Source organism: Pedobacter zeae (assembly GCF_014196715.1).
GTDB lineage: Bacteria > Bacteroidota > Bacteroidia > Sphingobacteriales > Sphingobacteriaceae > Pedobacter > Pedobacter zeae.
This window is the reverse complement of record NZ_JACIEF010000002.1, coordinates 114,525-137,783: the sequence shown is the minus strand read 5'-3', so window position 1 is coordinate 137,783 and position 23,259 is coordinate 114,525. Positions and strand designations below refer to the sequence as shown.

Here is a 23,259-nt window from a genome sequence, read left to right as displayed (position 1 = left end):
AATTCTAAAAAGTAAGTTTAACACCCAAATTATAGGTTCTTGCCAATGGGTAGTTTCCATAATCAACACCCGGTGTTAAGTTAGAGCCTCCGCTATAATCCACCTCCGGGTTATAACCTTTGTAATCGGTAATGGTAAAAGCATTATCAACACTGGCATAAACGCGAATGTTGCTCACTTTTATGGCATTTGCGAGCATTTTAGGGAAGCTATAGCCTAAAGTAATATTGGTACACCTGAAATAAGATCCATCCTGAATGTAGAAAGACGATAAACGGGTACTGTTACTTTGTGTACCTGCCCTCGATGCACGGTAGTTTAAACCATTACCAGGGTTAGCTTCGTTTCTATACCGATTGGCAACCTCTGCATATTGATTTCCGGAACCCTCAAAGTTATACAGGTAATAATCTTGTCCATCTAAAACCTGGTTTCCGTACGATCCGTTAAATGATGCCCTTAAATCGAACGTTTTGTAAGTGGTATTTAAGGCAAAACCATAGGTAAATTTTGGATATGGCGTACCAATAACAGTTTTATCTGCATCGTTTACAATGCCATTTCCATCGGTATCCTGAAAATATAGATCACCTATTTTTGCCGGATTGGTTGAGGAAGCTGATGGGGCAACCTTCCCTAAATTATCAGCAGTGATCCGGCCCAGCACTTTAAAACCGTAAAACATACCTACCGGCTGACCTTCCTGCGTAATATGTGTTAAATAGGAACGTTCTGCACCATTGGTTAGAATAGTACTCGCACCACCCATATTTAGTACTTTATTACGGTTTACAGCAATATTTCCGCTAAGGCCCAGGGTAAAATCCTGGTTTTGAATCATTCTTCCGTCTAACTGTAAATCGAAGCCTTTATTCCTGATTTTGCTATCAGCCAGATTGGTTAAGATAGAAGAAGTTCCCGATACGGCAGAAATAGGTTGGTTGAACAACAGATTGTACGAGTAACTCAGGTAATAATTGGCAATAATATTTAAACGGTTTTTGAAGAGGCTGATATCGGTACCAAAATTGTACTGAGAAGTAGATTCCCATCCCAGTTTCGGGTCCTGAATGGCGTTCGGCCAGATGGCCGTTGAAATCGCATTGCCAAACACCACACCACTCGGTGCACTCATTTCCTGTGCAGTTCTGTAGTTTGGAATATTATTGTTACCGCTCAATCCCCAGCTAGCTCTCAGCTTCACTGTAGATTGCTCACCAAGAAAATCCTTATAAAAACTTTCATCCGATAGGTTCCAGCCTGCAGCAACAGAAGGGAAGTTACCGTACTTATTTAACGGACCAAACCGGGATGAACCATCGCGACGGAATGAACCTGTCAGAAAATATCTTCCTGCATAATTATAACTAAAACGGCCAAAATAAGAAAGTAAGGTATTGGTGGATTTTGCTGCATTATCCAAAGTGAAGAAACTGGCATCGGCACCTTTATCGGTAATTTCTCCAATATTATCATTCTGAAAACCTTTAGCAGAGACGCGCAGTAAATCACTGGTGGTTTTTTGCGCAGAATACCCGCCAAGCACGTCAATTTTGTGCTTGCCAAAAGTTTTATTGTAATTTAGCGTAAACTCCCCTAGCTGATCTACCTGGTTAAGGGTTTGTGCAATGGCATTCGCCGCTGTTATTGCCGCAGTAGAATAAGGTGGGTTATTACCATTACTTAAGCTGGTGGGCAAATAAAAATCGTATTTTTCGTTATAAGTCTGTGTACCTAAATTGGCTTTAAAATCCAATCCACTCAGTATGTTGTAAGTGGCATTGGCATTATAGGTACTCCTGGCGCCTTTTCTGGTAATTTTCACCTGTTCAACTGTAGCCAAAGGATTTTCAGGGTTTTGGATACCGTATTGCGAGGCTAAAGCACCCATGCCAAACTGGATCGGATTTCCATTGGCATCCCTGGCAGGCAGATAAGGCAGGTATATCAAAGCCGACATCATCGGACTCAGATCGTAGCGCCCTTCCCTTACCTCACGGTTATCATTCTGCGTATATGAAATGTTTGCGCCCACACGTAAACGCTCGTTAACCTTGCCATCTATATTGCCTCTAAAGTTGGTTACCTTTTGGTTGGTATTGGTTACAATACCATTGTTATTCTGGTAGCCACCGCTTAAAAAGTATTTTATATCCTTGGTACCACCAGAAAAGGAAAGGTTATGGCGCTGAAAAGCAGCATTACGATAGAGTTCGTCCTGCCAATCGGTATTGTAGGTAGCAGGAATGGCCTGTTGCGTACTAAAGTTATAAAGATCTGCCGGAATACTCACACTGCTTCCGTTACCTACATTGGCAATACGCGCAGCATTGTTATCACTGAACATGGCATCGTTCCAGGTTTTTCCAGCATTTACCCACAAATCTTTATAGGCATTGTTACGTCCGTCAATTAAAAGCTGTATAAACTGGTTGGCATCCAGCAGTTTCACCTTTTTGGCCAATTGAGAAATACCGCCCTGAACATCATACTCAAATTTCCCTTTTCCATCTGTACCTCTTTTGGTGGTAATTAACACTACCCCACCCGATGCCCTTGAACCATAAATGGCTGCAGATGCAGCATCCTTCAGGATATCAATGGTTTCGATATCCTCAGGATTGATTGATACGTTATTTCCTGCCGGATAACCATCAATTACATACAGAGGATCCGAACTGGCGTTAATGGAACCGATACCCCGTACCCTTATTTTAGTACCGGAATATGGCGCACCACTGGTTTGCGATACCTGCACACCTGCAACTTTACCAACTAATGCCTGGCCAACGGTAGGAGAAGTTAAATTCATTTCACTTGCTTTAACACTGCTGATGGCTCCGGTAACATCCGATTTTCTGATCTTTTGGTAACCAATTGCCACCACTTCATTGAGTGTGTTGCTGCTTTCTTTTAAAATGATATTGATATTCTGACGGCCGTTAACCACAACTTCCTGGTTATCGTAACCGATATAAGAAAAAACCAGCACGGCGCCTTCATCAACGGTAATCGAGTATTTACCATTGCTATCGGTAACGGTTGTTTTTTTTGTCTTTCTCTCAAATACACTTACACCTGGCAAAGGTTGGTTATTCTGATCGGTAACCGTTCCACTTACCGAGGCAAATGCATGGTGCTGCAATCCCGTTATGGGAGTTACACGGTTTATTGCAATTGCATTAGTATTACAGATGGCCAGTAATCCTAATGGAAAAAGCAATTTCCTGCAGGTATTTTTTATACCTGCGGTTAAAAAAAATGATGTCATCTTTTTGTTCTTAGTAATGGTTTTGAAATGTATTGGGCTTTATGTTTTTGGTGGTAGAGATCGTAGATTTCACATTTACATAGGCTTATCCTTAGAGGTTAATAACTTATTTCCTGAGCGTTCTACGGCGACAAAAGTAGAGCTATACTTTTAACACTATATATCCGATATGTTAACTCTATGCAAAGATCCTTGGGTTATTTTAAGTTCACATTAAATCTATATTAAATACTACTAAATCGATTTAATTACCCATAAGAATAACATCAGCTTAATACTGATTTAATAGCCGGGCTGTTACTTAGCGTCTAAAATATTTAATGAAAGTCGTCTATCCCTTTTTAATTTCCTTCCTGTTAGGCCAGGGTATACAGGCACAGCATAAACCCGAACAAGCCTATCAGTTAATAAAAAGCTATAATGCAGTACAATACAAAAACTACTATTTGCTAACGCTATTTCAACAATTACCCGAGCTTAATAAAATGCTGAAAGCAAACGGTACGCTAAAAAAATTTGCCGATGCTAAAAGAGCCCTGGTAAATGAGGCATTAAAAAACTGCAAAGCCGATATCGGTTGTTACGCCAATGCATTAAAGTTTAGTGCCAAAGAAATTACGGAAATTGGTCAGGAGTTAGGCAACAGCTATGGCGAAAACAATGCACTTGGAAAACTGGTAAGCCATCACCTGGTTCCTTCGGGCTGTTATACTTTATATGCGAACGAAACCCCAAAAAACCTGCTGTTAAAGGCCTGGGAGCAGGATGCCAATGCCTTGAATTACACCATTGGTGTATATGTAGAAGGTAATAAACCCAATTACCCTAAAATAGATTCGATCAGCCTGAACATAAAAGATAAAGAATATGCAGAGCTTACTGCCGCCAATGCTTCGATGGCTGTGCAAGCCCAAAACGAGCTGTTTTTCGAACCTGCATTACATTTTGCGCTGGTCGGTTTAGAGCTGAATGAAAGAAATGATGCTGCCGATTATGAGCCAATGGTTAGCGGGGCAAACCAACCAGCAATTAACCAGATCAAAAAAACCGATTGGAAGAAATATCCTTATAGCGTGATCCTGGTACCTGGCGCTGGTCCTGAGGATAAAGAAACGGCTTTAAGTGCCGGGGGGATGATCCGTTGCAGGCTGGCCGCCATACAATACCAGAAAGGGCAAGCACCCTTTATCGTGGTATCTGGCGGACGCGTACATCCCTATAAAACTAAATTCAGTGAAGCATTCGAAATGAAAAAATTTCTGATCGAAACCTTACAAATCCCCGAAAGTGCCATCATTATCGAACCTCATGCCCGCCATACTACCACCAACATGCGTAACTGCGTAAGGCTGATGTTCAGGTACGGTATACCTGTTGATCAACCCGCCATGGTGAGTACGGTTAAATCGCAAAGCTATTACATTACCACAGTGTTGCTCGAACGTTGTAAAAAAGAGCTTGGGTATTACCCTTACCGGAACGGGAAACGTTTAAGCGATACCGAATCAGAATTCTATCCCGATACAACCTCATTACAGATTGATTTTGACGAACCTTTAGACCCATAGCCATGAAAACTTTGAACCCCATATTAATATTGCTGGTCATGTTTTTGGTAGCCAAAAACAGTAAAATGGATGGAAAAATTACCAAAAACATAACGATCGATTCGTTGGGGGCCTGCCAGGGCATTACCTGCCAAAACGGGCGGTATTTCCTCTATGGCGACCGCGAAGTTGGGGTAATGCGCGAATATAAACTGGAGAAGGATTCCTTAAGCTATCAGCACAAAGAATACCGTTTTACCGTAAAAGGCCAAAATATCATTAAACATCCTACAGGAATAGCCTGTCATGAAGGCTTACCTACTTTTATCGGGAATTCGGTAAGGCAAAACGAAGCAGGAACGCTGTGGAAAGCTGTTATTAACTGTATTAATTGGGATGGTTTTTTAAAAACCGGAACATTAGATGGTAATTTATTGCGAACCATTGATGATGATGCCTGCATACAGGGTGTAAGACCAGAGTATGTAAAGTATAAAGGAAAATGGTACGTGGCCACGGCCGATTATGGCAACAAAGTCAATGAAGTTCGCTTAATGGATCCGCAAGCTTTGGCAAAAGCAACTAAAACCAGCCAAAAAGGGGTAGTGGTTCAAAAATTTACCTGCTCACCCTGGGTGCAAAATCTCCACTTCATTGCCAATAAGGGTATCCTTGTATTGATTCAAAACCAGGTTGAAGGTCGGAAATGGCGCTTAACTTTCCTCGATCTGCAGCAATCGATCACTACCGGCCATGAGGCGGTTTTGAGTGTAATCGACACGGATAAACCAGATGAACTGGAAGGTTTTACCTTTACCGGGCAAGCCAGTAAAGGCATTGCGGTAAGTTCTTCACGCAAGAACAATGTAAGCTTTATGGATTTTAAGTTTGGCGGGTAGCGCTTGGTACTAAGCTCAACAATAAATAGCATATCGTCTATCGGTTGGTGTCTCACCGACCGAAAACGGAATTGTTTGTATATTGAAATTAGGAAATGGAAGGCTTGTGGTTCTTGGCGACTTGTAACCCCGCTTTCCATTTCGAGTCCGCAATCGTACCTCGCTTACGGGCTTTGCATTGCAATTGGGTTTATAAGCTACGGATTGTGCACCCGGCAACCTAACAAATGAAAAAAACACCTTAACCTATTAGCCCCGGTTGAAGCGTTACCCTGCAGCAACGAGGTACCCCGAACTTTCGGGAAAGCGGAAGACGGGAAGAAATTTAGTGTGTTTGCAGAAGCCTTGCGCTCCAAAATAAGCTCACAGTCGCCCCATTTTGTCAGTCTTAGCGAAGTCGAAGAACCCTAGATCCGTTTAACCATAGAAGGAATATAAGATCATGTAAGTTTAGTATGTTACCTGCTGGCAAAGATACCAATAACGCCCTTCTTTACTTTCCTTTTACACATCTTCACCGTATCTTTATTCACTAGAAAAAGGAGATACATATGAATACTGAAAAAGCCATTCTTGCTGGCGGTTGTTTTTGGGGAGTAGAAGAATTGATTCGCCATCAGCCGGGTGTAATTTCGACTGTAGTTGGATATACCGGTGGAGATGTGCCAAATGCTACTTACCGGAACCATGGAACGCACGCTGAAGGCATTGAAATTACTTTTGACCCCACCATTTTATCATACCGTAATTTATTGGCGTATTTTTTCCAGATCCACGATCCCACAACACGTAACAGACAAGGAAACGATATTGGTACTTCTTACCGCTCGGCTATTTTTTACAATAGTGAAGAACAGAAAGAAACTGCCCAGGCATTAATTGCCGAAATGGATGCCTCAGGCAAATGGCCCGGCAAAATTGTAACAGAAGTTGTACCCGAAACAGCTTTCTGGAATGCTGAAGAAGAACATCAGGACTATTTACAGAAAAACCCTTATGGTTATACCTGCCACTTTGAAAGGCCAGACTGGAAACTATAAATCAGTTTAGAGTTTGGGTATGGAGTTTATTAACCCTTTATTAATAAGATTACTTCGTTTTCCCGCTAGGGCAGACCAATAAATAAGTCGACATCCCCGCCGGAGCAACGCAAAGTGGAGAGATCTATTTAATTAGATTTCTCGACTTTGCTGCACTCCGCTCGAAATGACGGTACTTTTCTAATCGTCGTCTTTTTTCTTCTTTTCAAGAATCACAAAGGCACTCCGCTTGGGGGCCGGCATTACCGATTGTTCACCTTTGACCGATTTCCACACCACTTCATTTAAATCTAAATCAGGAGCCGAATCTTCTTTTGCAAAATTAAAGAATTCTGAACGCCTGCTGCTTTCGTTAACAGCCACATTCCGGGTATCTAAATCAATAAGGGGTTGCAATACAGTGTAAGGCGTAAAGTCTGCCTTAGCCGTAAAACATTCGTACAACGGCATTGCCCCTGCATCGTACTGGCTCATGGGTGGTAAGCCTAAAATCAGCTCCATGGTACGCAAAAATCCCGAAGTAGAGTACATGGTATGCACTACAGCATTTCTTTTTACATATGGCCCGATTACGTAAGCCGGAGAACGGTGGGCATCCACATGGTCTGGCCCGTTTTGTGCATCATCTTCTAAAATAAATACCACCGATTCGTTCCAAACCTTACTGTGCGAAAGGTGCTCAATAATACGGCCTACGGCCAGATCGTTATCGGCAACAGCGGCCTGTGGCGAGTATTTGCCTTTCTTCTGACCGCTGGTATGGTCGTTAGAAATTCTTAATGTATTAAATTGAGGTACTGCACCAGCTACCAGTAACGAATCGAAATCGTGCTGCCAGGCATCTACACGCACCTGGTCTTTAATATCCATATTAAAACCCGGAGAAGCCGGACACATATGCCCCTGTAAAGATTTTATATTGGCCTTACCATAATCGCCAAACTCGCCATAACTGCGGTAGCTTATGCCTGCCCGCTGGCAATAATCCCAGATAAAGCCTCCTTTAGGATAAGTTACAGGCCTGCCACCTTCAAAGGTGGTACTGCCGCCACGGGCACCGTAACTGGTTGGCCATGTTTTTTCTACCACATCGGTTGCATAAGCTGCCATGCTCCAGTTATGCCCATCGGCACTTACTTCGGCATCTACATAAAAATTATCAAGTAACACAAAGTTCTCTGCCAAAGCATGTTGGTTAGGTGTTACGCGGCGTCCGAAAAGCGTTAGTGTAGAATCTCCGTTTCCTTTTTTAATATCGCCCAATACCTGATCGTAAGTGCGGTTTTCTTTAATAATATAGAAAACATGTTTGATAGGCGATTTTTCGCCCTGTTTTCTGGGAATCGGATTTCCGGCTTCACCATCGGCAGTTATTGCCCTTTTATCGCTGAAAGGCGTATTGGCATAAACCTGTCTGGTATACACTTTTAATTGTTCGGGTTTTGGTGCATCGATAACAGATAAAGTACCTTTAAACAAACCGGCAATATATTGCAGCCTGCTATTAGCCGTGCTCCCCATGTGGTAATCGCTGTTATCCACTTTCGAAACCGGTTGCGGCCCTTTCGGGTTCGCCATAGAAGTATTACCCTTACCATTGGTAACCAACACCTTCGAACCTAAAACCTTAACACTGGTTGGGTACCAGCCTACCGGAATAAAACCCTCACTCTGGCTCACCCCTGGTTTGCTCACATCGAAAACAGCCAGGCAATTGTTATCGGCGTTGGCAATGTACAATGTTTTCTCATTGGCACTTAAGGCCAGGCCATTAGTGGTCGAACCGGTTAGCTGAGTGGCATAAAGTGTAGTTGCAATGGTTTCGATAACTTTATTGTTAACCGTATTAATTACAGAAACCGTATTATCGTTGGCATTGGCTACAAAAAGAATATTACCCTTTTTATTGAGCAAAAGTTCATTCGGATGATCGCCAACAGGAATCTGCTGAACAATATTTTCAGATTGCAAATCGACAACAGCTACCGCTTTTCCACCCCAAAGTGAAACATATAATTTGCGCTCATCAGCAGCCAGTGCACAGCTGTAGGCAATAGCCGGAAGCTGAACGCGTTTTAAAATCTTTTTCGCTGCCGGGTCAATGATATACAGGGCACTGTCTTCTTTGGTAACGGTAAATAATTTACTGTTGCTTTTGTTAACCACAATGCCGGCAGGACATATTTTACCTTTCGGCCATACCGGCCCCAGTTTAATCGTATCGCTTTTATCCAATTTATTATTGCGGATATTAAAATCCAGGATCCAGTTGTCGTTACCACCCGAGGCGTACAGGTGTTTTTCATCTTTACTAAAAGCGATTCCGTACCACGATTTTGCCAGCACCTTTTCGTCGATTAGCTGTTCGGTTTTAGGATCGATAAGCTGCAACGACTGTGTGCTCTGACCGTTATTGGTAACGGCCAGGTATTTGCCCGATGCACTGAGTTGCATGTTTAAGGGCAGATCGCCCAGTTGCACCGAATGCCCCGCCGGACTTAATTTCCAGCCGTTGGGCAACAAAATCTGTTGTGTAGTTTCGTTTTTACCTGGCCATTGTGCAAAGCCCCGCTGTACCAGCAAAAAAGTAAAAAGAATAAGGATATATGACTTTTTCATTGTTTTGATTGTTGAAATATTACCGGTGAAGATTAAAGTTTACCAGGGCCCTGATGGTATAGCCATTGCCCGAAGCTAAGTTGCCAATCTCACGTATCGCCGCAGGAGAAGTAACCTGGCTGCGTGTAGCATAAAACACCGGTCCTCCTGAAATGGAGAATGAAAGTTTACTGTGATTAGGTTCCAGGTTAACAGATGGCCCAATTAATAATTTTGCACCACCTTCTGCTTCGTCTTTTTCCCAAAAGCCTTCCAAATCCTGGCCAAGCGCTTCAAAACCCAGGTATAAAGTGTTTGAAATGCGGTGCTGAAAACCCATACTGGTAATAAAATCGAGCTTATCGCGTGTACGGCTAAAAGCTTTTTCGAAGCGTAAATTACCTGCCATACGCCAGTTGGTACGATCGAATGAAGCTGTAATACGGCTAATGGCCGATCCGGTATTAGACCAGTCGCGACTTAAACCCAGGCCCGCGCCTAATCTAAAGCCCGGAATTCCTTTACCACCTATCAAATCCCTGATGACTTCGGCCTGCTCTGCAGAGGCTACACCGCCACCATTAGCAAAACCCAGGGCGGCTGTAGCATAAAGTGTTAACCGACTTCCTAAATAACCCTTAACACCAAATTGCTGCCCTAAGCCATCATAGCCGAATTGCCCGGTGGTGCGTTCGCCATAACTTCCGGAATAATGGATATTCCATCGCGGATTTTCCGCAGTAAGGGTGTTTAAGGTAAATAAAAAGGGTTGGGCAGCATCGCTACCTGTTTTTAATCCAGGGTTAACAGTTGCCAGGTTCTGGGCTGAACCATGGAGTGTAATTGCGGCAAAAAGAGCTGCAAAAAATATCTTTTTCATTTATAATGCTTAAAAGCTGTTAAAATTTGGTTTCATTTAACAAAGGCGATTGACTTGCATTTACCTGATAGGTTTTAATCTTATCATTTTCGTCAACCTCTACTATCCGGTAGCCTTTATAAGCCGTGCCCCAGTTTCCGCCGATATGCGCATCAAAAAAATGAGGGAGTTTATTGGTATAAAAAACGGCATCCAGACTGTGGTCGTGCCCGTGAAATACAGCTTTTACATTGGCATAACTGTGCAAAAGTTTAATGGTATCGGGGCAATCTACAAAGGGGCTCTCCGGCACCCAGAAATGTGGCGGGATATGCAATACCACAAACACGGTTTTTAAATCTTTAAACTGATCCAGTTCCTGCTTTAAAAAATCATTGTTGGGGCATAAATAAGTTCCTTTGGTATCGGAAGTATTGGCCAGTACAAAACCAACCCCGTTTTTTTCGAAAGAAAAGTTATCCTCATAGCCAAATACCGATTTCCAGAGTGGGGTATCTGCATGATCGTGGTTGCCGGGTACGGCATAAAAAGGAACTTTTAAACGATCGTAATAATCCTTTTTTACTTCCTTCAGTAATTCTGGCCTGTCATGCACCAGATCGCCGTTGATAATCACAAAACTCAGTGGGTTTTGCTCATGTGCCTGGTTAAGCCATTTTACAATATTCTCGTGATGAAGCTTATACTCCGTTCCTGGTTGCCCATAATGTCCGTCGGATGCGATGGCGAAACGCAGTTTTGGCCCTTTTCCCGGTGTGGCCGGAATGCCGTTTTCTTCAGCAAATGATGGGAGCACTGGTGATAAACTGGCCACTACCGCAGCAGCCAGGCCACTTTTCAGAAAAAACCGTCTGTCAGACATCATATTAAATATGTTTTGTTTCAACTGGCAAAATTCGGCCAGTCAGGCTTCTTAAACATAAATTTAATGTTATGATTAGGTTAAACGAACCTTATCTGTGTATCAATTTTATAACAGAGAGATGGCCGATGGAGTTTCCCGCTGATCCAGCTGATGATTTTTTAACGGTGCCGACACCCAGATAATTATAAAGAAATGATCTGTGCCTCCATGGCACTAAAACTATTTAAATCGGAATGAAAGGCAATCGGCGTTTCTCTTTTTAAATCTGCGGGGAAAAACAAAAAAGGCTCCCGCTGACCCCACAAATTCCGCTGATCAATTTTTAAAGGTGCCACCACGAAATGATCCATGCTGACACAGGCCTTCACTTATTTAAAAAATAACAATTGCCTGTTTCACCATTAAATATCCTGCCAGGGCAAATAGAAATATGGCGATCGATTTATTGATGATCAGGCTGCTCAGGGCAAATTTTTCCTGAATGTAAGTAGCAAAGTGTGCGTATAAATACAAGGCCAACGCTGAACCTACCCCAGAGCCCAGGCTAAAGATTACCAATGAGAGGTAATCCGTTTCGATCCATTGGTGTAAAATTACATAGTTTCCAAAAAACAACCAGAATGGAATCTGAACAGGGTTTAATACACCTAAAATCAATCCGTAAAGTACACTGCCGCTACGTTTATCTTCTTTGGCATTACTGGTTTTAGGCACTTTTTTCCGGTTTTTCCAGGTAATGGTTCCCATCACGAGGAACATCACGATCATAAAACAATCTACCAGGGTACTCAGGCGCACTTCGCTAATGGCCTCATTCGGGTTGATATCACTCATTGCCCAACGGGCAAAGCGCATCATACCGAAAGTAAAAAATACTTCTACACAAGAGAACGACAAAATGAAATACCAAACCTGCCGCATGCCCTTGTTAATGGCGAGCTGCGCAACCGTGAGATTAATGTTGCCCGGAGGAATATACCCCATAGCATTGAGAACGATGCCAATGAAAAACGTCAGAAAAAGCATTGCCGAAATTATGGATTTAAATTTAAATGCGCAGCCAAATATTTTCCGGTATACGAATTTTCTACTTTAACCAGGTCTTCAGGCACTCCTTCAAATACTACATGACCGCCCTCATCGCCACCTTCAGGACCGATATCAATCACCCAATCGGCACATTTAATCATATCCATATTGTGTTCGATAACCAGGATGGTATTGCCTTGTTCAATCAGTGTATTTAATGCTTTTAAGAGCTTTTTAATATCGTGAAAATGCAGCCCTGTGGTGGGTTCGTCAAAAATAAATACCGTTTTGTTGGCATTATTACCCTTAATAAGGAACGAAGCCAGCTTAATCCGTTGCGCCTCACCGCCCGATAATGTATTAGACGATTGCCCCAAATGCACATAGCCCAAGCCAACATCCACCAATGGGTTTAACTTATTCAGGATTTTTTGTTCATCCTTAAAAAAATCAACCGCTTCATCAATGGTCATGTCTAAAATCTCAGAAACATTTTTCTCTTTATAGGTTACATCTAATACCTGTTGTTTAAACCGCTTACCATTACAGGCCTCGCAAGGAAGATAAATATCGGCCATAAACTGCATTTCGATCTTTACCTCGCCCTCACCCTGGCAAACATCACACCGGCCGCCCTCTACGTTAAATGAGAACGCAGCAGGTTTCAGTCCGGCAGCTTTTGCAGAAGCAAGTCCCGAAAATAAGGCGCGTATATCATCCCAGGCTTTTACATAGGTAACCGGATTGGAACGGCTCGAACGCCCGATAGGGTTCTGATCAACCAGTTCTACCGCACTTACCAAGTCGTAATTTCCAAAAATACCATCGTAAGCACCTGTTTGTTCGCCGGCATAATTTCCAATTGCCTTTTGCAGTGCAGGATATAAAATCTTTTTAACTAAACTGGTTTTTCCCGAACCAGAAACCCCACTTACTGCGGTAAATACGCCCAATGGAAATTTAACATCGATGTTTTTCAGGTTGTTTTCCCTTGCACCTTTAATCAGGATATGGTCTTTCCACTTCCGGCGTTTCTCCGGAATAGCGATTTTTTCCTGCCCGGATAAATAACGGCCGGTTAAGCTATTATTATCTTTTAAAATCTCTTCGTAATGACCACTGAAAACCAGGTTCCCTCCGTGCGTACCGGCCTCCGGACCAATATCGATAATATAATCGGCAGCACGCATCATTTCTTCTTCGTGTTCTACCACCAGCACCGTATTGCCTACATTGCGTAGCGAAACCAGTACCTCTATCAGTTTATTCGTATCGCGCGGGTGCAAACCGATACTCGGTTCATCCAGTACATAAACAGACCCCACCAAACTACTCCCCAAAGAGGTAGCCAGGTTAATCCTTTGTGATTCTCCTCCCGACAAAGTATTCGATAAACGGTTAAGCGTAAGGTAACCCAGGCCTACATTATTTAAGTAAAGAAAACGGTTATTGATTTCGGCCAGTAAACGTTTGGCAATTTTGGCATCGTTAGCATTTAAGGTAAGTTCATTAAAAAAAGCCAAAGCTTTTGATAGAGGCATTAAAACCACATCGATAATGGATTTTTCAGCTATTTTGACATAAGATGCATCTTTACGCAAACGCGACCCCTTACAATCAGGGCAGGTGGTTTTGCCGCGGTAACGCGACAACATTACACGGTACTGTATTTTATAGGTCTGTTCTTCGAGTTCCTTAAAAAAAGCATCCAGGCCGGCAAAATATTGGTTCCCGGTCCAGAGTAACCGCTGTTCGGCTTCGGTTAATGCACTATAAGGCCGGTGTATCGGAAAATCGAATTTCGGTGCAGCTTTAATAAAGTTTTGCAGCCAAATGTTCATTTTTTCGCCGCGCCATGGGGCAATGGCATTATCGTAAATACTTTTGCTCTTATCCGGAATAACCAGGTCTTCATCAATACCGATCACGTTGCCATAGCCTTCGCAGCGTTTACAGGCACCATAAGGATTGTTGAAAGAGAAAAAGTTGGGTGTAGGCTCCTCGAATTTTATTCCATCCAGTTCAAAACGGTCGCTAAAATGTTTCGTTGTACCCTGGGCCTCTACGTAACAATCGCCCTTACCTTCAAAAAAAGCGGTCTGTACCGAATCGGCCAGCCTGCTTAATGTTTCTTCCTCCTGGTTGGTTACAATCCGATCGATCAGGATCTGAACGGTTTTATCATCCTTAAGTTCCTCATCTTTAAAGTCAGCATCATCTAAAACGGCTTCTATCTTTTCTATTTTATGATTGATCAGTACCCGTAAAAATCCTTTCTGTAATAAAATAGCCAGTTCTTCTTTAATCGTACGGTTGTTATGCGGATATAAAGGGCAAAAAATGGTTACCGTTGTATCTTCAGGCAGGCCATTTACGTAATCTACCACCGTACTTACCGAATCCTTTCTTACTTCTTTTCCCGAAACCGGCGAAATGGTTTTCCCGATACGCGAAAAAAGCAGCTTCAGGTAATCGTAAATTTCGGTCGAGGTTCCTACTGTAGAACGGGGGTTTGAAGTAATGACTTTCTGCTCAATCGCAATGGCAGGTGCTATGCCCTTAATATAATCGACATCAGGCTTATTCATCCGGCCCATAAACTGGCGTGCGTAGGACGATAAACTTTCTACATAACGGCGTTGTCCCTCCGCGTATAAAGTATCGAAGGCGAGCGAAGATTTGCCCGATCCCGACATGCCTGTTACCACCACCAGTTTATTTTTGGGAATGGCAACATCGATGTTCTTTAGGTTGTGCACCCGGGCACCTTTTATGATAATATTTTTATGCGGATCTTTTTCGGCCTCTTTTTTGCTCATGTATTGTAAAGGATATAAAGGTATAAACCCAATAAAGTAATTTGGGTTTTTAAGAAGATACAAAAATAGGGTACTGAGGTGGTTAATTTATTTTTTAACATTTTATTTTTTGTTTTTTGATAAAAAAATAACTTTCTTTGGATATTAACAACCTCAAAACCAAACTAACAATTCAAAAAACATAGGAGAGCAGCTATAGGAATTAAACATCTACAAATTAATTTTTGGCAAATAGTAAGGGATTTAGTGTAGGTAAACCTATGAATTTACAATCATATAATGATCAGGACCTGGTAAAGGTATATATTACCGGGAACGAGGATGGATTGCAGGAACTTTTAAGAAGACATAAAAGTAAAATTTATACCTCTATCTATTTATTGGTTAAAGACCAATATCTGGCGGAGGATATCTTTCAGGATGCTTTTATTAAAGTAATCAACACCCTGCGGTCAGGAAGGTACAACGAGGAAGGCAAGTTTTTGCCATGGGTAATGCGTATTGCGCACAACCTGGTGATCGATTATTTCAGAAAAGAAAAAAGAACCCCCATCATAACCAGTTCGGATGGAATGGATGTCTTCAATATGCTACACTTTTATGACGAAAGTGCAGAAGACAGAATGCTCCGCGATCAAACACATAAAGATTTAAAGGCCATGATCCACTTATTGCCCGACGAGCAAAAAGAAGTGCTTTTAATGCGCCATTATGCTGATTTGAGCTTCAAAGAAATCGCCGATTTAACCGATGTAAGCATCAACACCGCTTTGGGCCGTATGCGTTATGCATTGAGTAATCTGCGCAAAATGCTCAAAACAAAAGAGATGACCTACAAGGGGTAACAAAAATGTTGCATAAAATATTTTAGGGCTTGAAATAAAGCATCTGAACAATCGTTAAGTTTATAAAACTTATCACATTCAGTTGCTTATGACAAAAACCTCTACATCAAAAAACAATGTAAATTTACCTACACCTAACATGTTTCAGCCTAAAACTGATATGGAATCTGACGCAGAAATCGACTTATTTTATGATCAAATAAAAGGTAAGTTAGATCGGCTGGCTAAAAATCCCCAAGATGAAACCATCAACAAGATTTTAGCTTACAGCAGAACAAAGTAGGAAATTATACGGGTCAAAAAAGCTTGTTTCACAGGGTGAGGCAAGCTTTTTTTTTGGGGGATAGTTCATGAGTTCACTGGCCATTGGTTCATTAGTGACTTCAAAGTGCCAGTTAAAAATTGCGTTAATGAGCAATCCAACAATAACCATTTGCCTATCAACTATGAACCATCTGAACATAAATCATCAGCAATCCAACCATAAAGCAATCCAACAATAAACCATTTGCCTATCACCCATGAACATCTGAACATAAATCATCAGCAATCCAACAATAAAGCAATTTAACAATAACCCATTTGCCTATCACCCATGAACATCTGAACATAAATCATCAGCAATCCAACAATAAAGCAATCTAACAATAAACCACTAACCCCATCAACCGCTTAACTATACCTTACCCCCTCTTCCTTCCCACATCTTCCATCCCTCATAAATGGCCTAATTTTTACAATCCCCTACCATAAAAAGCCTTACCTTTGCATAGTGTAATTTTAACACTAAGGGTATTATGAACAAGAATCTACTTCCACTCACTTTAGGCGGTTTAGGCATCGGGATCACTGAATTTGTCATGATGGGACTATTACCCGATATCTCAAAAGATTTAGCTGTAACCATCCCGCAGGCCGGACATTTAATTTCTGCCTATGCTTTAGGGGTGGTAATTGGTGCGCCCCTATTGATTATGATTGCCGGTAAATATCCACCAAAAATGATATTGATTGCTTTGATGATCATGTTTACCGTTTTCAATGCTTTATCTGCATTTGCACCCACTTTTGATATTCTGTTTGTTGCCCGGTTACTTTCTGGCTTACCTCATGGGGCATTTTTCGGAGTAGGATCGGTAGTGGCCAGCAGGATAGCCGAAAAAGGAAAAGCCGCACAAGCAGTATCACTTATGTTTATGGGCTTAACCATTGCCAATATTGTAGGTGTACCTTTGGGCACCTTTATTGGTCATAATTTCTCCTGGCGTATATCTTTTGCTGTTGTGGTACTTGTTGGCCTGGTTACTTTGTTAAGTTTAAAATTATGGCTACCAGCGCTGGAAGCTACAAAAAATCGCGATTTAAAAGCAGAATTAAGTTTCTTCAAAAAAAGGGAAGCGTGGATCATCATTTTCATGATCTCTATCGGAACAGGTGGATTATTTACCTGGTACAGTTATATCGCCCCGTTAATGACTGATGTTGCCGGTTTTTCGCCAAATGCGGTAACCTATATCTTAATGCTGGCCGGTTTAGGTATGATGTTCGGCAATTACATCGGTGGACGTTTGGCCGATAAATTCTCGCCAGCAAAAGCATCTGCAGCTTTATTGCTCACCATGGTCGTTACCTTAACCATTGTACACTTTGTTTCAGCAAGCCAGCCATTGGCCCTGATCATGACATTTATTACCGGTGCAGTCGCTTTTTCATTAGCTGCCCCTATCCAGATGTTGATGATCCAAAGCGCCAAAGGCTCCGAAATGCTGGCCGCCTCCGCAAGCCAGGCGAGTTTTAACATTGGTAATGCCTTAGGGGCCTTCTTTGGAGGGCTTCCGCTGGTTTATGGTTTCGATTATACTTCGCCGGCTTATGTTGGTGCAGCAATGGCACTGATCGGTGCTTTCTTTGCATTTTGGTTGATTAAAAGCAACCAGGGAGCCACCGAACAGGTTAAAGTAGCCGCTACTTCTTTTCATTAAAAATAGTCGTTGTAACAAACGAAGCATCATTTTGCAATGGCTTGGGCAAGCTATAAGGTTGTTTTTTTGAAAATGGATGTCAGTACAAATGAAAAATAGCCGACCCTGCTGTACACTATAGCCTCGCAGAAATAGCTCGGGCTGCCGTTCCCATCAGGTTTATGATTAAAGGTCTGTGCCGTTAACAAAACCCACCTTACTCAAAACCCACAAATTAAAAAGCATGACCGGATAAACCTACCCGGTCATTCAGATTGTCATTAATTTATTTTGAGCCGAACACAACACCCAAACCTGCAGTGGCAAAAGTTTTTTGATTATTGGCATTACCATTTACAGATATGGAGATTGAGACATCATCCACAAAACGAAAAAGATACCTGGCTTCTGCAACAAGTCCGGCCGCATTTTTCTGTATAATCTTATCGCGCATTGTATCACTATTCGATTGATCATATTTTTTTAAATCGCTTGTCACTGCTGCACCGGCACCAAATTCAAAACGGCTGTTCGGATTAATTTTTACTTTTTTACCCAGCATTAACGCCAATTCCGAAAAACCCGGCACAGTAGTTTCCTCACCATTTACATTTACTTCGTAGGTATCCTGTAACACGGATGAAAACTTAAGCTTGATATAAGATCCAGGTTTATTGTAGCCGATAAAACCTGAAACAAGGGGCTCACGGAAGGTAGCCGCACCAAATTCTAAACCACCATTCAACATCTTCAGGAAATCACCGGAACCGGTCTGTGCTTTAGCCATATTGCCTAGCAGGGCTAAAAACAAGAATACAAAAAGCCTTTTCATATTACTCAGCACTTATCCTTTTAAAATGATAGGCCAGGCTTGAGGACCGACCAGCTGCCATTATGATTAAAATCGCTCCGGAATTATCATAAGCATGATTTAAAATAAGGCCATTGTCGTTCGCCAGGCCAATACGGGTTTTAGCACTTTCAGTCCCCCCAAAGAGGTAAGGAACACCTCGGTATTTTACATACTTATTCCCCAGCAACAATAATCCACGCGATTGCAACTTTGCTGATAAAGTCACTGAATCAACAATTGTACTGTCTTTCCTAAAAACAAAACTGATTCGGTTATTTCCAAAAACCTTAACAGTTACCGTATTATTGGCTGAAGGATCGAATTCCATTTTGTTCTTACCAACATATTGATGGAAACGTTCTGTTTTACCTGTGTATCGAAGCATTTCGGCACCACCATTTTTTGTATAGGCCAGGTCTGGAAAGAGCTGATAGGTACCAGCCAACAGGCTGAGATTTTCTTCCCGCAGCTTTACTTTTTGCTGCCTAATCATTTTATCAGAAAAAGAAGCACAGCCTGAAAAGAAAAAGCAGGATACTGCAGCTAAAACAGCTACCGTTGTTTTTGGATTAAAGCCAGCGATACGTATACCGGACTTAAAGGATTTTGAGATTTGCATGTTCATTTTGATGTGGTTTAAATTCTTGATCAAATTTAAAACACTCCACCATGCACCATTAATTCTAAAGATTACATATTGTACAAAAATTAACCTTAAAGTAAATTTACACTTCCAATACGCAACTATAAATTATATTTACTAAATTAACACGCAACAATAATCAATCTGATTATTAAAAACAGCAAGACTTCATTTATAAATTAATCTTTTATGAATAATCCACAGATAGCATTTTTTCAGTCGATTAAAGCTGTATTACCCGAATACCAGAACCTGGCGCTGAGTATCGCCGAAGAATTAGGGATCAGCACCAATGAGGCGTATAAGAAAATCAGGGGCGACAGCAACCTCACTTTTCAACAGATCATTAAACTTTCTGATTGTTTCGACGTCCCTTTTCTGTACAGCCCGAAACAATCGTTATCAGTTACTTTTAGCTACTTAAGCGTAAACGAGGACTTAGATATGATTGGCTATCTCCAAAATTTATTGGATAACATTAAGGCCATCAAGAACAGCAATCATAAACACATCACCATCACTACTGACGATATTCCTTTATTTCATTTTTTCAAGTACCCGGAGCTTACCCGTTTTAAACTGTTCTTTTGGGCAAACAGCACCAGTAACCTCGAAATACCCTTTAGTGCTTCCTTCCTCTCCGATGAAATTATTAAAATTTCGCAGGAATTGCACGCCACCTATCTGGAAATACCAAGCACCGAAATATGGTCGAAAGATACCATCAGCGGTACTTTAGAGCAGATCAGGTATGCTTTTGAAGCTGGTCATCTTAGCGACACCGAACTGGCTGTAAAAATTGTAGAGCAGGTAAGGTATTGCCTTACCGATATGAACATGTATGCCATTAGCAGCAAAAAAACCATCGATCCCAACCATACCTTTAATTGGTACAATTGTGATGTACTGGGAAGCATTGCTTACCTGGTTGATTTTAAAGACCGCATGACCTGCTACAACAGGTTTAACACCTTTAATTACTTACGAACCGAAGACCAGGCTTATTGCAGTCAAACCAAAAAATGGATGCAGGGCCTGATCATGAAATCGGTTTCATTTAGCGGCCAGGGAGAAAAACACCGCAATAAGTACCTGTACCATGCTTTTGCAGAATGCGACAAGTTGCTGAACGAGATTACGAATGGTTAACTCAATAATTAAGCGTTAAGCCTGCACCAAAGCCCATATCGCTATCATAGTGTGCAGAAATGCCCATGTATTTAGTGGCAATAAATTTAAGTCCGCCCATAAATTCCTTATCACTGTTTACCATAAAGCTTGCCCTCAATCGCTTAGAAACCGGGATATCTTCGCGCATGAATTGTAAACGTACATTACCATCGTGATAAACTTCTGCCTGTGCTATAACCAACATGGGTAAGGTATAGGCAAGCCCTAAACTAAACAGGCTTCTTTTATCTTTTGTACTTTTTTGGCCAAAAATATTGCTTTCCGCTTTACCCACTTCCATTTTACGGTAACGCCAATCGAAGCCCACAAAAGGCATTAACCACTGCATTCTATCTACATACCGGCCAATATGGGTTTCGGTTTCAAAGCCATGCATTTTAGTATAACCCAGGCGCCATTCGGTTCCGATGCTCCAGCGCGTATTGGCCAACATGGCCATGCCATCGTTTCCGTTACTGGCAAAATCGTTTTCGGCCATAAAATGAAACATCCTGTCATCGGCATAAAGTTTTCGAAGTGCCCGTTTAGGATTTGGAATTTCGGGGTTTGGTGCTGAGTTTTCATAGCTGAAAATTTTACCCATCCCACTCATCATGTGGTATAAAATGTGGCAGTGAAAAAACCAATCGCCGCTTTCTGAAGCACTAAACTCAATGGTATCACGCTCCATGGGCATGATATCCAATACATTTTTTAAAGGAGCGTAATCGCCCTGCCCATTAATTACCCTGAAATCGTGTCCGTGCAAATGCATAGGATGCCGCATCATACTGTTATTGTATAAAATGATGCGCAGATTTTCGCCTTTTTTGATCAGGATCTTATCTTCTTCCGAGATGGTTTTATTATCCAAAGTCCACACATAACGGTTCATGTTGCCCGTTAACTGGAACTCCATTTCGCGGGTAGGTGCCTGAGGTAAGACCGTTTTTACAGGCGAACGCAACCTATCATAATTCAATGTGGTAATGGGTCCTTTGTTGTGGCTATCCATGCCATGTGTTTTATGCGCATCGGCAGTACCTGTCATGGCATCATCCAACTCTGTATACATTACCGCATTCATATCCATCACCTGGTTCTGCATTTTCATCCCCTCCATCTCTACCATATTCCCATTCATATCCATCATTTCGTTCATCATTTTCATGCCTTCGAAATATTTCAATTTGGGTAATTTTTGAGCCGGCACCTTTTCCCCTTTGCCAAGCCAGAGGGAGGCCGATCGGGTACGGTCTTCGGGTGTTACCAAAAATTCGTAACTTTTATTTTCAGGCACGGTCACCACTACATCGTAGGTTTCTGAAACGGCAATAATAAGCCTGTCTACTTCTACGGGTACTACATCGTTACCATCGTTGGCCACTACCGTTATTTTCCCACCTGCATAATTGAGCCAGAAATAGGTAGAAGCCCCGCCGTTAGCAATGCGTAACCGTACTTTATCGCCTGCTTTGAGGCTATTTGGTACCTGGTATTGGTCTTTTCCGTTTACCAAAAATGCTTCGTAATACACATCACTCACATCCATAGCGTTCATCCGCTTCAGTTCGTTGGTGAGCTTGGTTTTAAAATGTCCGCTTTTTATGGCTTCAGCATAACTTTGCGTGGTACCCTTTTTTATCGCGAACCAATCATTGGCATTGTGCAATCGCCTGTCAACTTCATGGGGCATCATATTGGTCCACTCACTTAAAACTACCGGAACCGTAGGGATGGCAGGCTCTTTTCTTTTATTTAAGATCATGGCACCGTACATCCCAATCTGCTCCTGCAGGCCTGAATGGCTGTGGTACCAATGGGTACCGCTCTGTATAATGGGAAAACGGTAAACATGGGTTGTATTGGGCTCGATAGGCATCTGGGTTAAATAGGGAACTCCATCATACCGGTTAGGCAAAAATAGTCCGTGCCAATGCAATGAGGTCGACTCTTTTAGCTTATTGTGTACATGTATTTCTGCAGTATCGCCCTCCGTAAAGGTCAACGTTGGCATAGGTATCTGCCCGTTAACTGCAATGGCCCGTTTAGGTTTACCGCCAAAGGTTACCGTGGTATCTGCAACATACAAATCATAACGCACTACTCTTGGCAGCCTGTTGTTTTCTAAACCTTCTTTACCGTTTGCCTGGAGGGAGACTTTTTTTGGGGCAGTTGCTTTTACCTCCTGATGCTGATGTTGAGCAAAAGCGGAACCGCTAAGCAAAATCCCCAGACAACAAACTAAAATAAATTTCATTTTTGGTTTGTGCTTTATTTAAGTACCTCGGTTACCTTGCCACAAGTTAACATTTTATTCCCATAATACGGGTTTTTTATCCCCTCGCTATCGCTTAACCAATAGCTTTTTTTCATCGGACAATACGCGTAATACACCGGTTTATCATTCAGTTTTACCGCTTTTACCAATGCATAAAAATCGATCGATAAAGAAGTAAAATGATCTCTTTGATGTTCGATGTCTTTACTCTCCTCAATGTGCCCGGCATCAAATAATATTTTATCACGCAGTGCTTTCGAAGCATTGGTTTTCCCGTTGGCTTTTATTGCATTCATAAACGCGGTAGCTTTGGTGCCGGCCAGGCTTGCATCGCTGCTAATTAAAGCATCTTTAACTTCGTAATAAGCCTGAAGCGGGTTAACTGCCGATACTTTTTCCTGTGCCTGCAAACTGCCGGTCACTAAAAGTACCAGGACCTGGACGGCTAATAATTTAAATAAGGTTTTCATATTGTGCTTAATTTTTAAACAAAACTAGCGGTATGGCCTTCCCGGATGTTACACTTTAACCTAAAATGTTTATATAATTATAGTTGGG

17 protein-coding genes are annotated in these 23,259 nt (G+C 41.9%); 7 read left to right on the top strand and 10 right to left on the bottom strand.

Features of this window, described 5'->3' with window-relative positions:
- Positions 1 to 4: 4 nt before the first annotated feature.
- Positions 5 to 3,271, bottom strand: coding sequence for a SusC/RagA family TonB-linked outer membrane protein (locus tag GGQ60_RS07170; protein WP_183761623.1), 3,267 nt, complete (start codon positions 3,269 to 3,271; stop codon positions 5 to 7).
- Between the two features lie 320 nt (positions 3,272 to 3,591).
- Here GGQ60_RS07170 and GGQ60_RS07165 point away from each other — a divergent pair, with 320 nt between their 5' ends.
- The 3 genes from GGQ60_RS07165 (at position 3,592) to msrA (ending at position 6,757) form a co-directional block, all read left to right on the top strand.
- Positions 3,592 to 4,839: a YdcF family protein gene (locus tag GGQ60_RS07165; RefSeq protein ID WP_183761621.1), complete on the top strand. Its 1,248-nt coding sequence runs from the start codon at positions 3,592 to 3,594 to the stop codon at positions 4,837 to 4,839.
- 2 nt (positions 4,840 to 4,841) lie between these two features.
- Complete coding sequence (locus tag GGQ60_RS07160; RefSeq protein ID WP_183761619.1) at positions 4,842 to 5,717, top strand: hypothetical protein; 876 nt, start codon at positions 4,842 to 4,844, stop codon at positions 5,715 to 5,717.
- Between the two features lie 551 nt (positions 5,718 to 6,268).
- Positions 6,269 to 6,757: a peptide-methionine (S)-S-oxide reductase MsrA gene (msrA, locus tag GGQ60_RS07155; RefSeq protein WP_221235911.1), complete on the top strand. Its 489-nt coding sequence runs from the start codon at positions 6,269 to 6,271 to the stop codon at positions 6,755 to 6,757.
- 180 nt (positions 6,758 to 6,937) lie between these two features.
- Here the strand turns inward: msrA and GGQ60_RS07150 are convergent, their stop codons facing one another.
- The 5 genes from GGQ60_RS07150 to uvrA all read right to left on the bottom strand — a co-directional run bounded on the left by GGQ60_RS07150 (position 6,938) and on the right by uvrA (position 14,948).
- Positions 6,938 to 9,376, bottom strand: coding sequence for an alkaline phosphatase family protein (locus tag GGQ60_RS07150; RefSeq protein WP_183761617.1), 2,439 nt, complete (start codon positions 9,374 to 9,376; stop codon positions 6,938 to 6,940).
- A gap of 19 nt (positions 9,377 to 9,395) precedes the next feature.
- Entirely contained in the window at positions 9,396 to 10,235 is an 840-nt protein-coding gene (locus GGQ60_RS07145) for a hypothetical protein (RefSeq protein WP_183761615.1), read from the bottom strand.
- A 19-nt stretch (positions 10,236 to 10,254) separates the two neighbouring features.
- Positions 10,255 to 11,100, bottom strand: coding sequence for a metallophosphoesterase family protein (locus tag GGQ60_RS07140; RefSeq protein ID WP_229685042.1), 846 nt, complete (start codon positions 11,098 to 11,100; stop codon positions 10,255 to 10,257).
- Between the two features lie 372 nt (positions 11,101 to 11,472).
- Positions 11,473 to 12,126, bottom strand: a complete 654-nt coding sequence (locus GGQ60_RS07135) for a LysE family transporter (protein ID WP_183761613.1) — start codon at positions 12,124 to 12,126, stop codon at positions 11,473 to 11,475.
- An 8-nt stretch (positions 12,127 to 12,134) separates the two neighbouring features.
- Entirely contained in the window at positions 12,135 to 14,948 is a 2,814-nt protein-coding gene (gene uvrA, locus GGQ60_RS07130; RefSeq protein WP_183761611.1) for an excinuclease ABC subunit UvrA, read from the bottom strand.
- A 260-nt stretch (positions 14,949 to 15,208) separates the two neighbouring features.
- Here uvrA and GGQ60_RS07125 point away from each other — a divergent pair, with 260 nt between their 5' ends.
- From GGQ60_RS07125 to GGQ60_RS07115, 3 genes are all read left to right on the top strand, one after another.
- The gene (locus tag GGQ60_RS07125; RefSeq protein WP_183761608.1) at positions 15,209 to 15,793 is read left to right on the top strand and encodes an RNA polymerase sigma factor; all 585 of its coding nucleotides are present in this window, start codon (positions 15,209 to 15,211) and stop codon (positions 15,791 to 15,793) included.
- Between the two features lie 88 nt (positions 15,794 to 15,881).
- Positions 15,882 to 16,076 carry a hypothetical protein gene (locus GGQ60_RS07120; RefSeq protein WP_183761607.1) on the top strand — a complete coding sequence of 65 codons (195 nt, stop codon included), beginning with the start codon at positions 15,882 to 15,884 and terminating at the stop codon, positions 16,074 to 16,076.
- Between the two features lie 514 nt (positions 16,077 to 16,590).
- Positions 16,591 to 17,775, top strand: coding sequence for an MFS transporter (locus tag GGQ60_RS07115; RefSeq protein WP_183761604.1), 1,185 nt, complete (start codon positions 16,591 to 16,593; stop codon positions 17,773 to 17,775).
- 265 nt (positions 17,776 to 18,040) lie between these two features.
- Here GGQ60_RS07115 and GGQ60_RS07110 read toward each other — a convergent pair whose 3' ends face one another.
- Positions 18,041 to 18,586: a hypothetical protein gene (locus GGQ60_RS07110; RefSeq protein ID WP_183761602.1), complete on the bottom strand. Its 546-nt coding sequence runs from the start codon at positions 18,584 to 18,586 to the stop codon at positions 18,041 to 18,043.
- A gap of 1 nt (position 18,587) precedes the next feature.
- Complete coding sequence (locus GGQ60_RS07105) at positions 18,588 to 19,232, bottom strand: hypothetical protein (RefSeq protein WP_183761600.1); 645 nt, start codon at positions 19,230 to 19,232, stop codon at positions 18,588 to 18,590.
- 207 nt (positions 19,233 to 19,439) lie between these two features.
- Between GGQ60_RS07105 and GGQ60_RS07100 the strand changes: the two genes are divergently transcribed.
- Positions 19,440 to 20,399 carry a hypothetical protein gene (locus GGQ60_RS07100; RefSeq protein ID WP_183761598.1) on the top strand — a complete coding sequence of 320 codons (960 nt, stop codon included), beginning with the start codon at positions 19,440 to 19,442 and terminating at the stop codon, positions 20,397 to 20,399.
- Position 20,400: 1 nt separating this feature from the next.
- On the opposite strand, the gene GGQ60_RS07095 is transcribed toward GGQ60_RS07100, so the two are convergent.
- Together GGQ60_RS07095 and GGQ60_RS07090 are read right to left on the bottom strand one after the other, a co-directional pair.
- Positions 20,401 to 22,680: a multicopper oxidase domain-containing protein gene (locus tag GGQ60_RS07095; RefSeq protein ID WP_183761597.1), complete on the bottom strand. Its 2,280-nt coding sequence runs from the start codon at positions 22,678 to 22,680 to the stop codon at positions 20,401 to 20,403.
- A 14-nt stretch (positions 22,681 to 22,694) separates the two neighbouring features.
- Entirely contained in the window at positions 22,695 to 23,171 is a 477-nt protein-coding gene (locus GGQ60_RS07090) for a DUF3347 domain-containing protein (RefSeq protein WP_183761595.1), read from the bottom strand.
- Between the last annotated feature and the right edge of the window lie 88 nt (positions 23,172 to 23,259).

What these genes read in the sequence shown, in the direction of transcription:
- GGQ60_RS07150 (WP_183761617.1), bottom strand. Translation starts at nt 9,376, where the DNA reads ATGAAAAAGTCATATATCCTTATTCTTTTTACTTTTTTGCTGGTACAG.
- uvrA (WP_183761611.1), bottom strand. Translation starts at nt 14,948, where the DNA reads ATGAGCAAAAAAGAGGCCGAAAAAGATCCGCATAAAAATATTATCATA.
- GGQ60_RS07095 (WP_183761597.1), bottom strand. Translation starts at nt 22,680, where the DNA reads ATGAAATTTATTTTAGTTTGTTGTCTGGGGATTTTGCTTAGCGGTTCC.
- GGQ60_RS07110 (WP_183761602.1), bottom strand. Translation starts at nt 18,586, where the DNA reads ATGAAAAGGCTTTTTGTATTCTTGTTTTTAGCCCTGCTAGGCAATATG.
- GGQ60_RS07125 (WP_183761608.1), top strand. Translation starts at nt 15,209, where the DNA reads ATGAATTTACAATCATATAATGATCAGGACCTGGTAAAGGTATATATT.
- GGQ60_RS07165 (WP_183761621.1), top strand. Translation starts at nt 3,592, where the DNA reads ATGAAAGTCGTCTATCCCTTTTTAATTTCCTTCCTGTTAGGCCAGGGT.
- GGQ60_RS07120 (WP_183761607.1), top strand. Translation starts at nt 15,882, where the DNA reads ATGACAAAAACCTCTACATCAAAAAACAATGTAAATTTACCTACACCT.
- GGQ60_RS07140 (WP_229685042.1), bottom strand. Translation starts at nt 11,100, where the DNA reads ATGATGTCTGACAGACGGTTTTTTCTGAAAAGTGGCCTGGCTGCTGCG.
- GGQ60_RS07105 (WP_183761600.1), bottom strand. Translation starts at nt 19,232, where the DNA reads ATGAACATGCAAATCTCAAAATCCTTTAAGTCCGGTATACGTATCGCT.
- GGQ60_RS07090 (WP_183761595.1), bottom strand. Translation starts at nt 23,171, where the DNA reads ATGAAAACCTTATTTAAATTATTAGCCGTCCAGGTCCTGGTACTTTTA.
- GGQ60_RS07100 (WP_183761598.1), top strand. Translation starts at nt 19,440, where the DNA reads ATGAATAATCCACAGATAGCATTTTTTCAGTCGATTAAAGCTGTATTA.
- GGQ60_RS07135 (WP_183761613.1), bottom strand. Translation starts at nt 12,126, where the DNA reads ATGCTTTTTCTGACGTTTTTCATTGGCATCGTTCTCAATGCTATGGGG.
- GGQ60_RS07145 (WP_183761615.1), bottom strand. Translation starts at nt 10,235, where the DNA reads ATGAAAAAGATATTTTTTGCAGCTCTTTTTGCCGCAATTACACTCCAT.
- msrA (WP_221235911.1), top strand. Translation starts at nt 6,269, where the DNA reads ATGAATACTGAAAAAGCCATTCTTGCTGGCGGTTGTTTTTGGGGAGTA.
- GGQ60_RS07115 (WP_183761604.1), top strand. Translation starts at nt 16,591, where the DNA reads ATGAACAAGAATCTACTTCCACTCACTTTAGGCGGTTTAGGCATCGGG.
- GGQ60_RS07160 (WP_183761619.1), top strand. Translation starts at nt 4,842, where the DNA reads ATGAAAACTTTGAACCCCATATTAATATTGCTGGTCATGTTTTTGGTA.
- GGQ60_RS07170 (WP_183761623.1), bottom strand. Translation starts at nt 3,271, where the DNA reads ATGACATCATTTTTTTTAACCGCAGGTATAAAAAATACCTGCAGGAAA.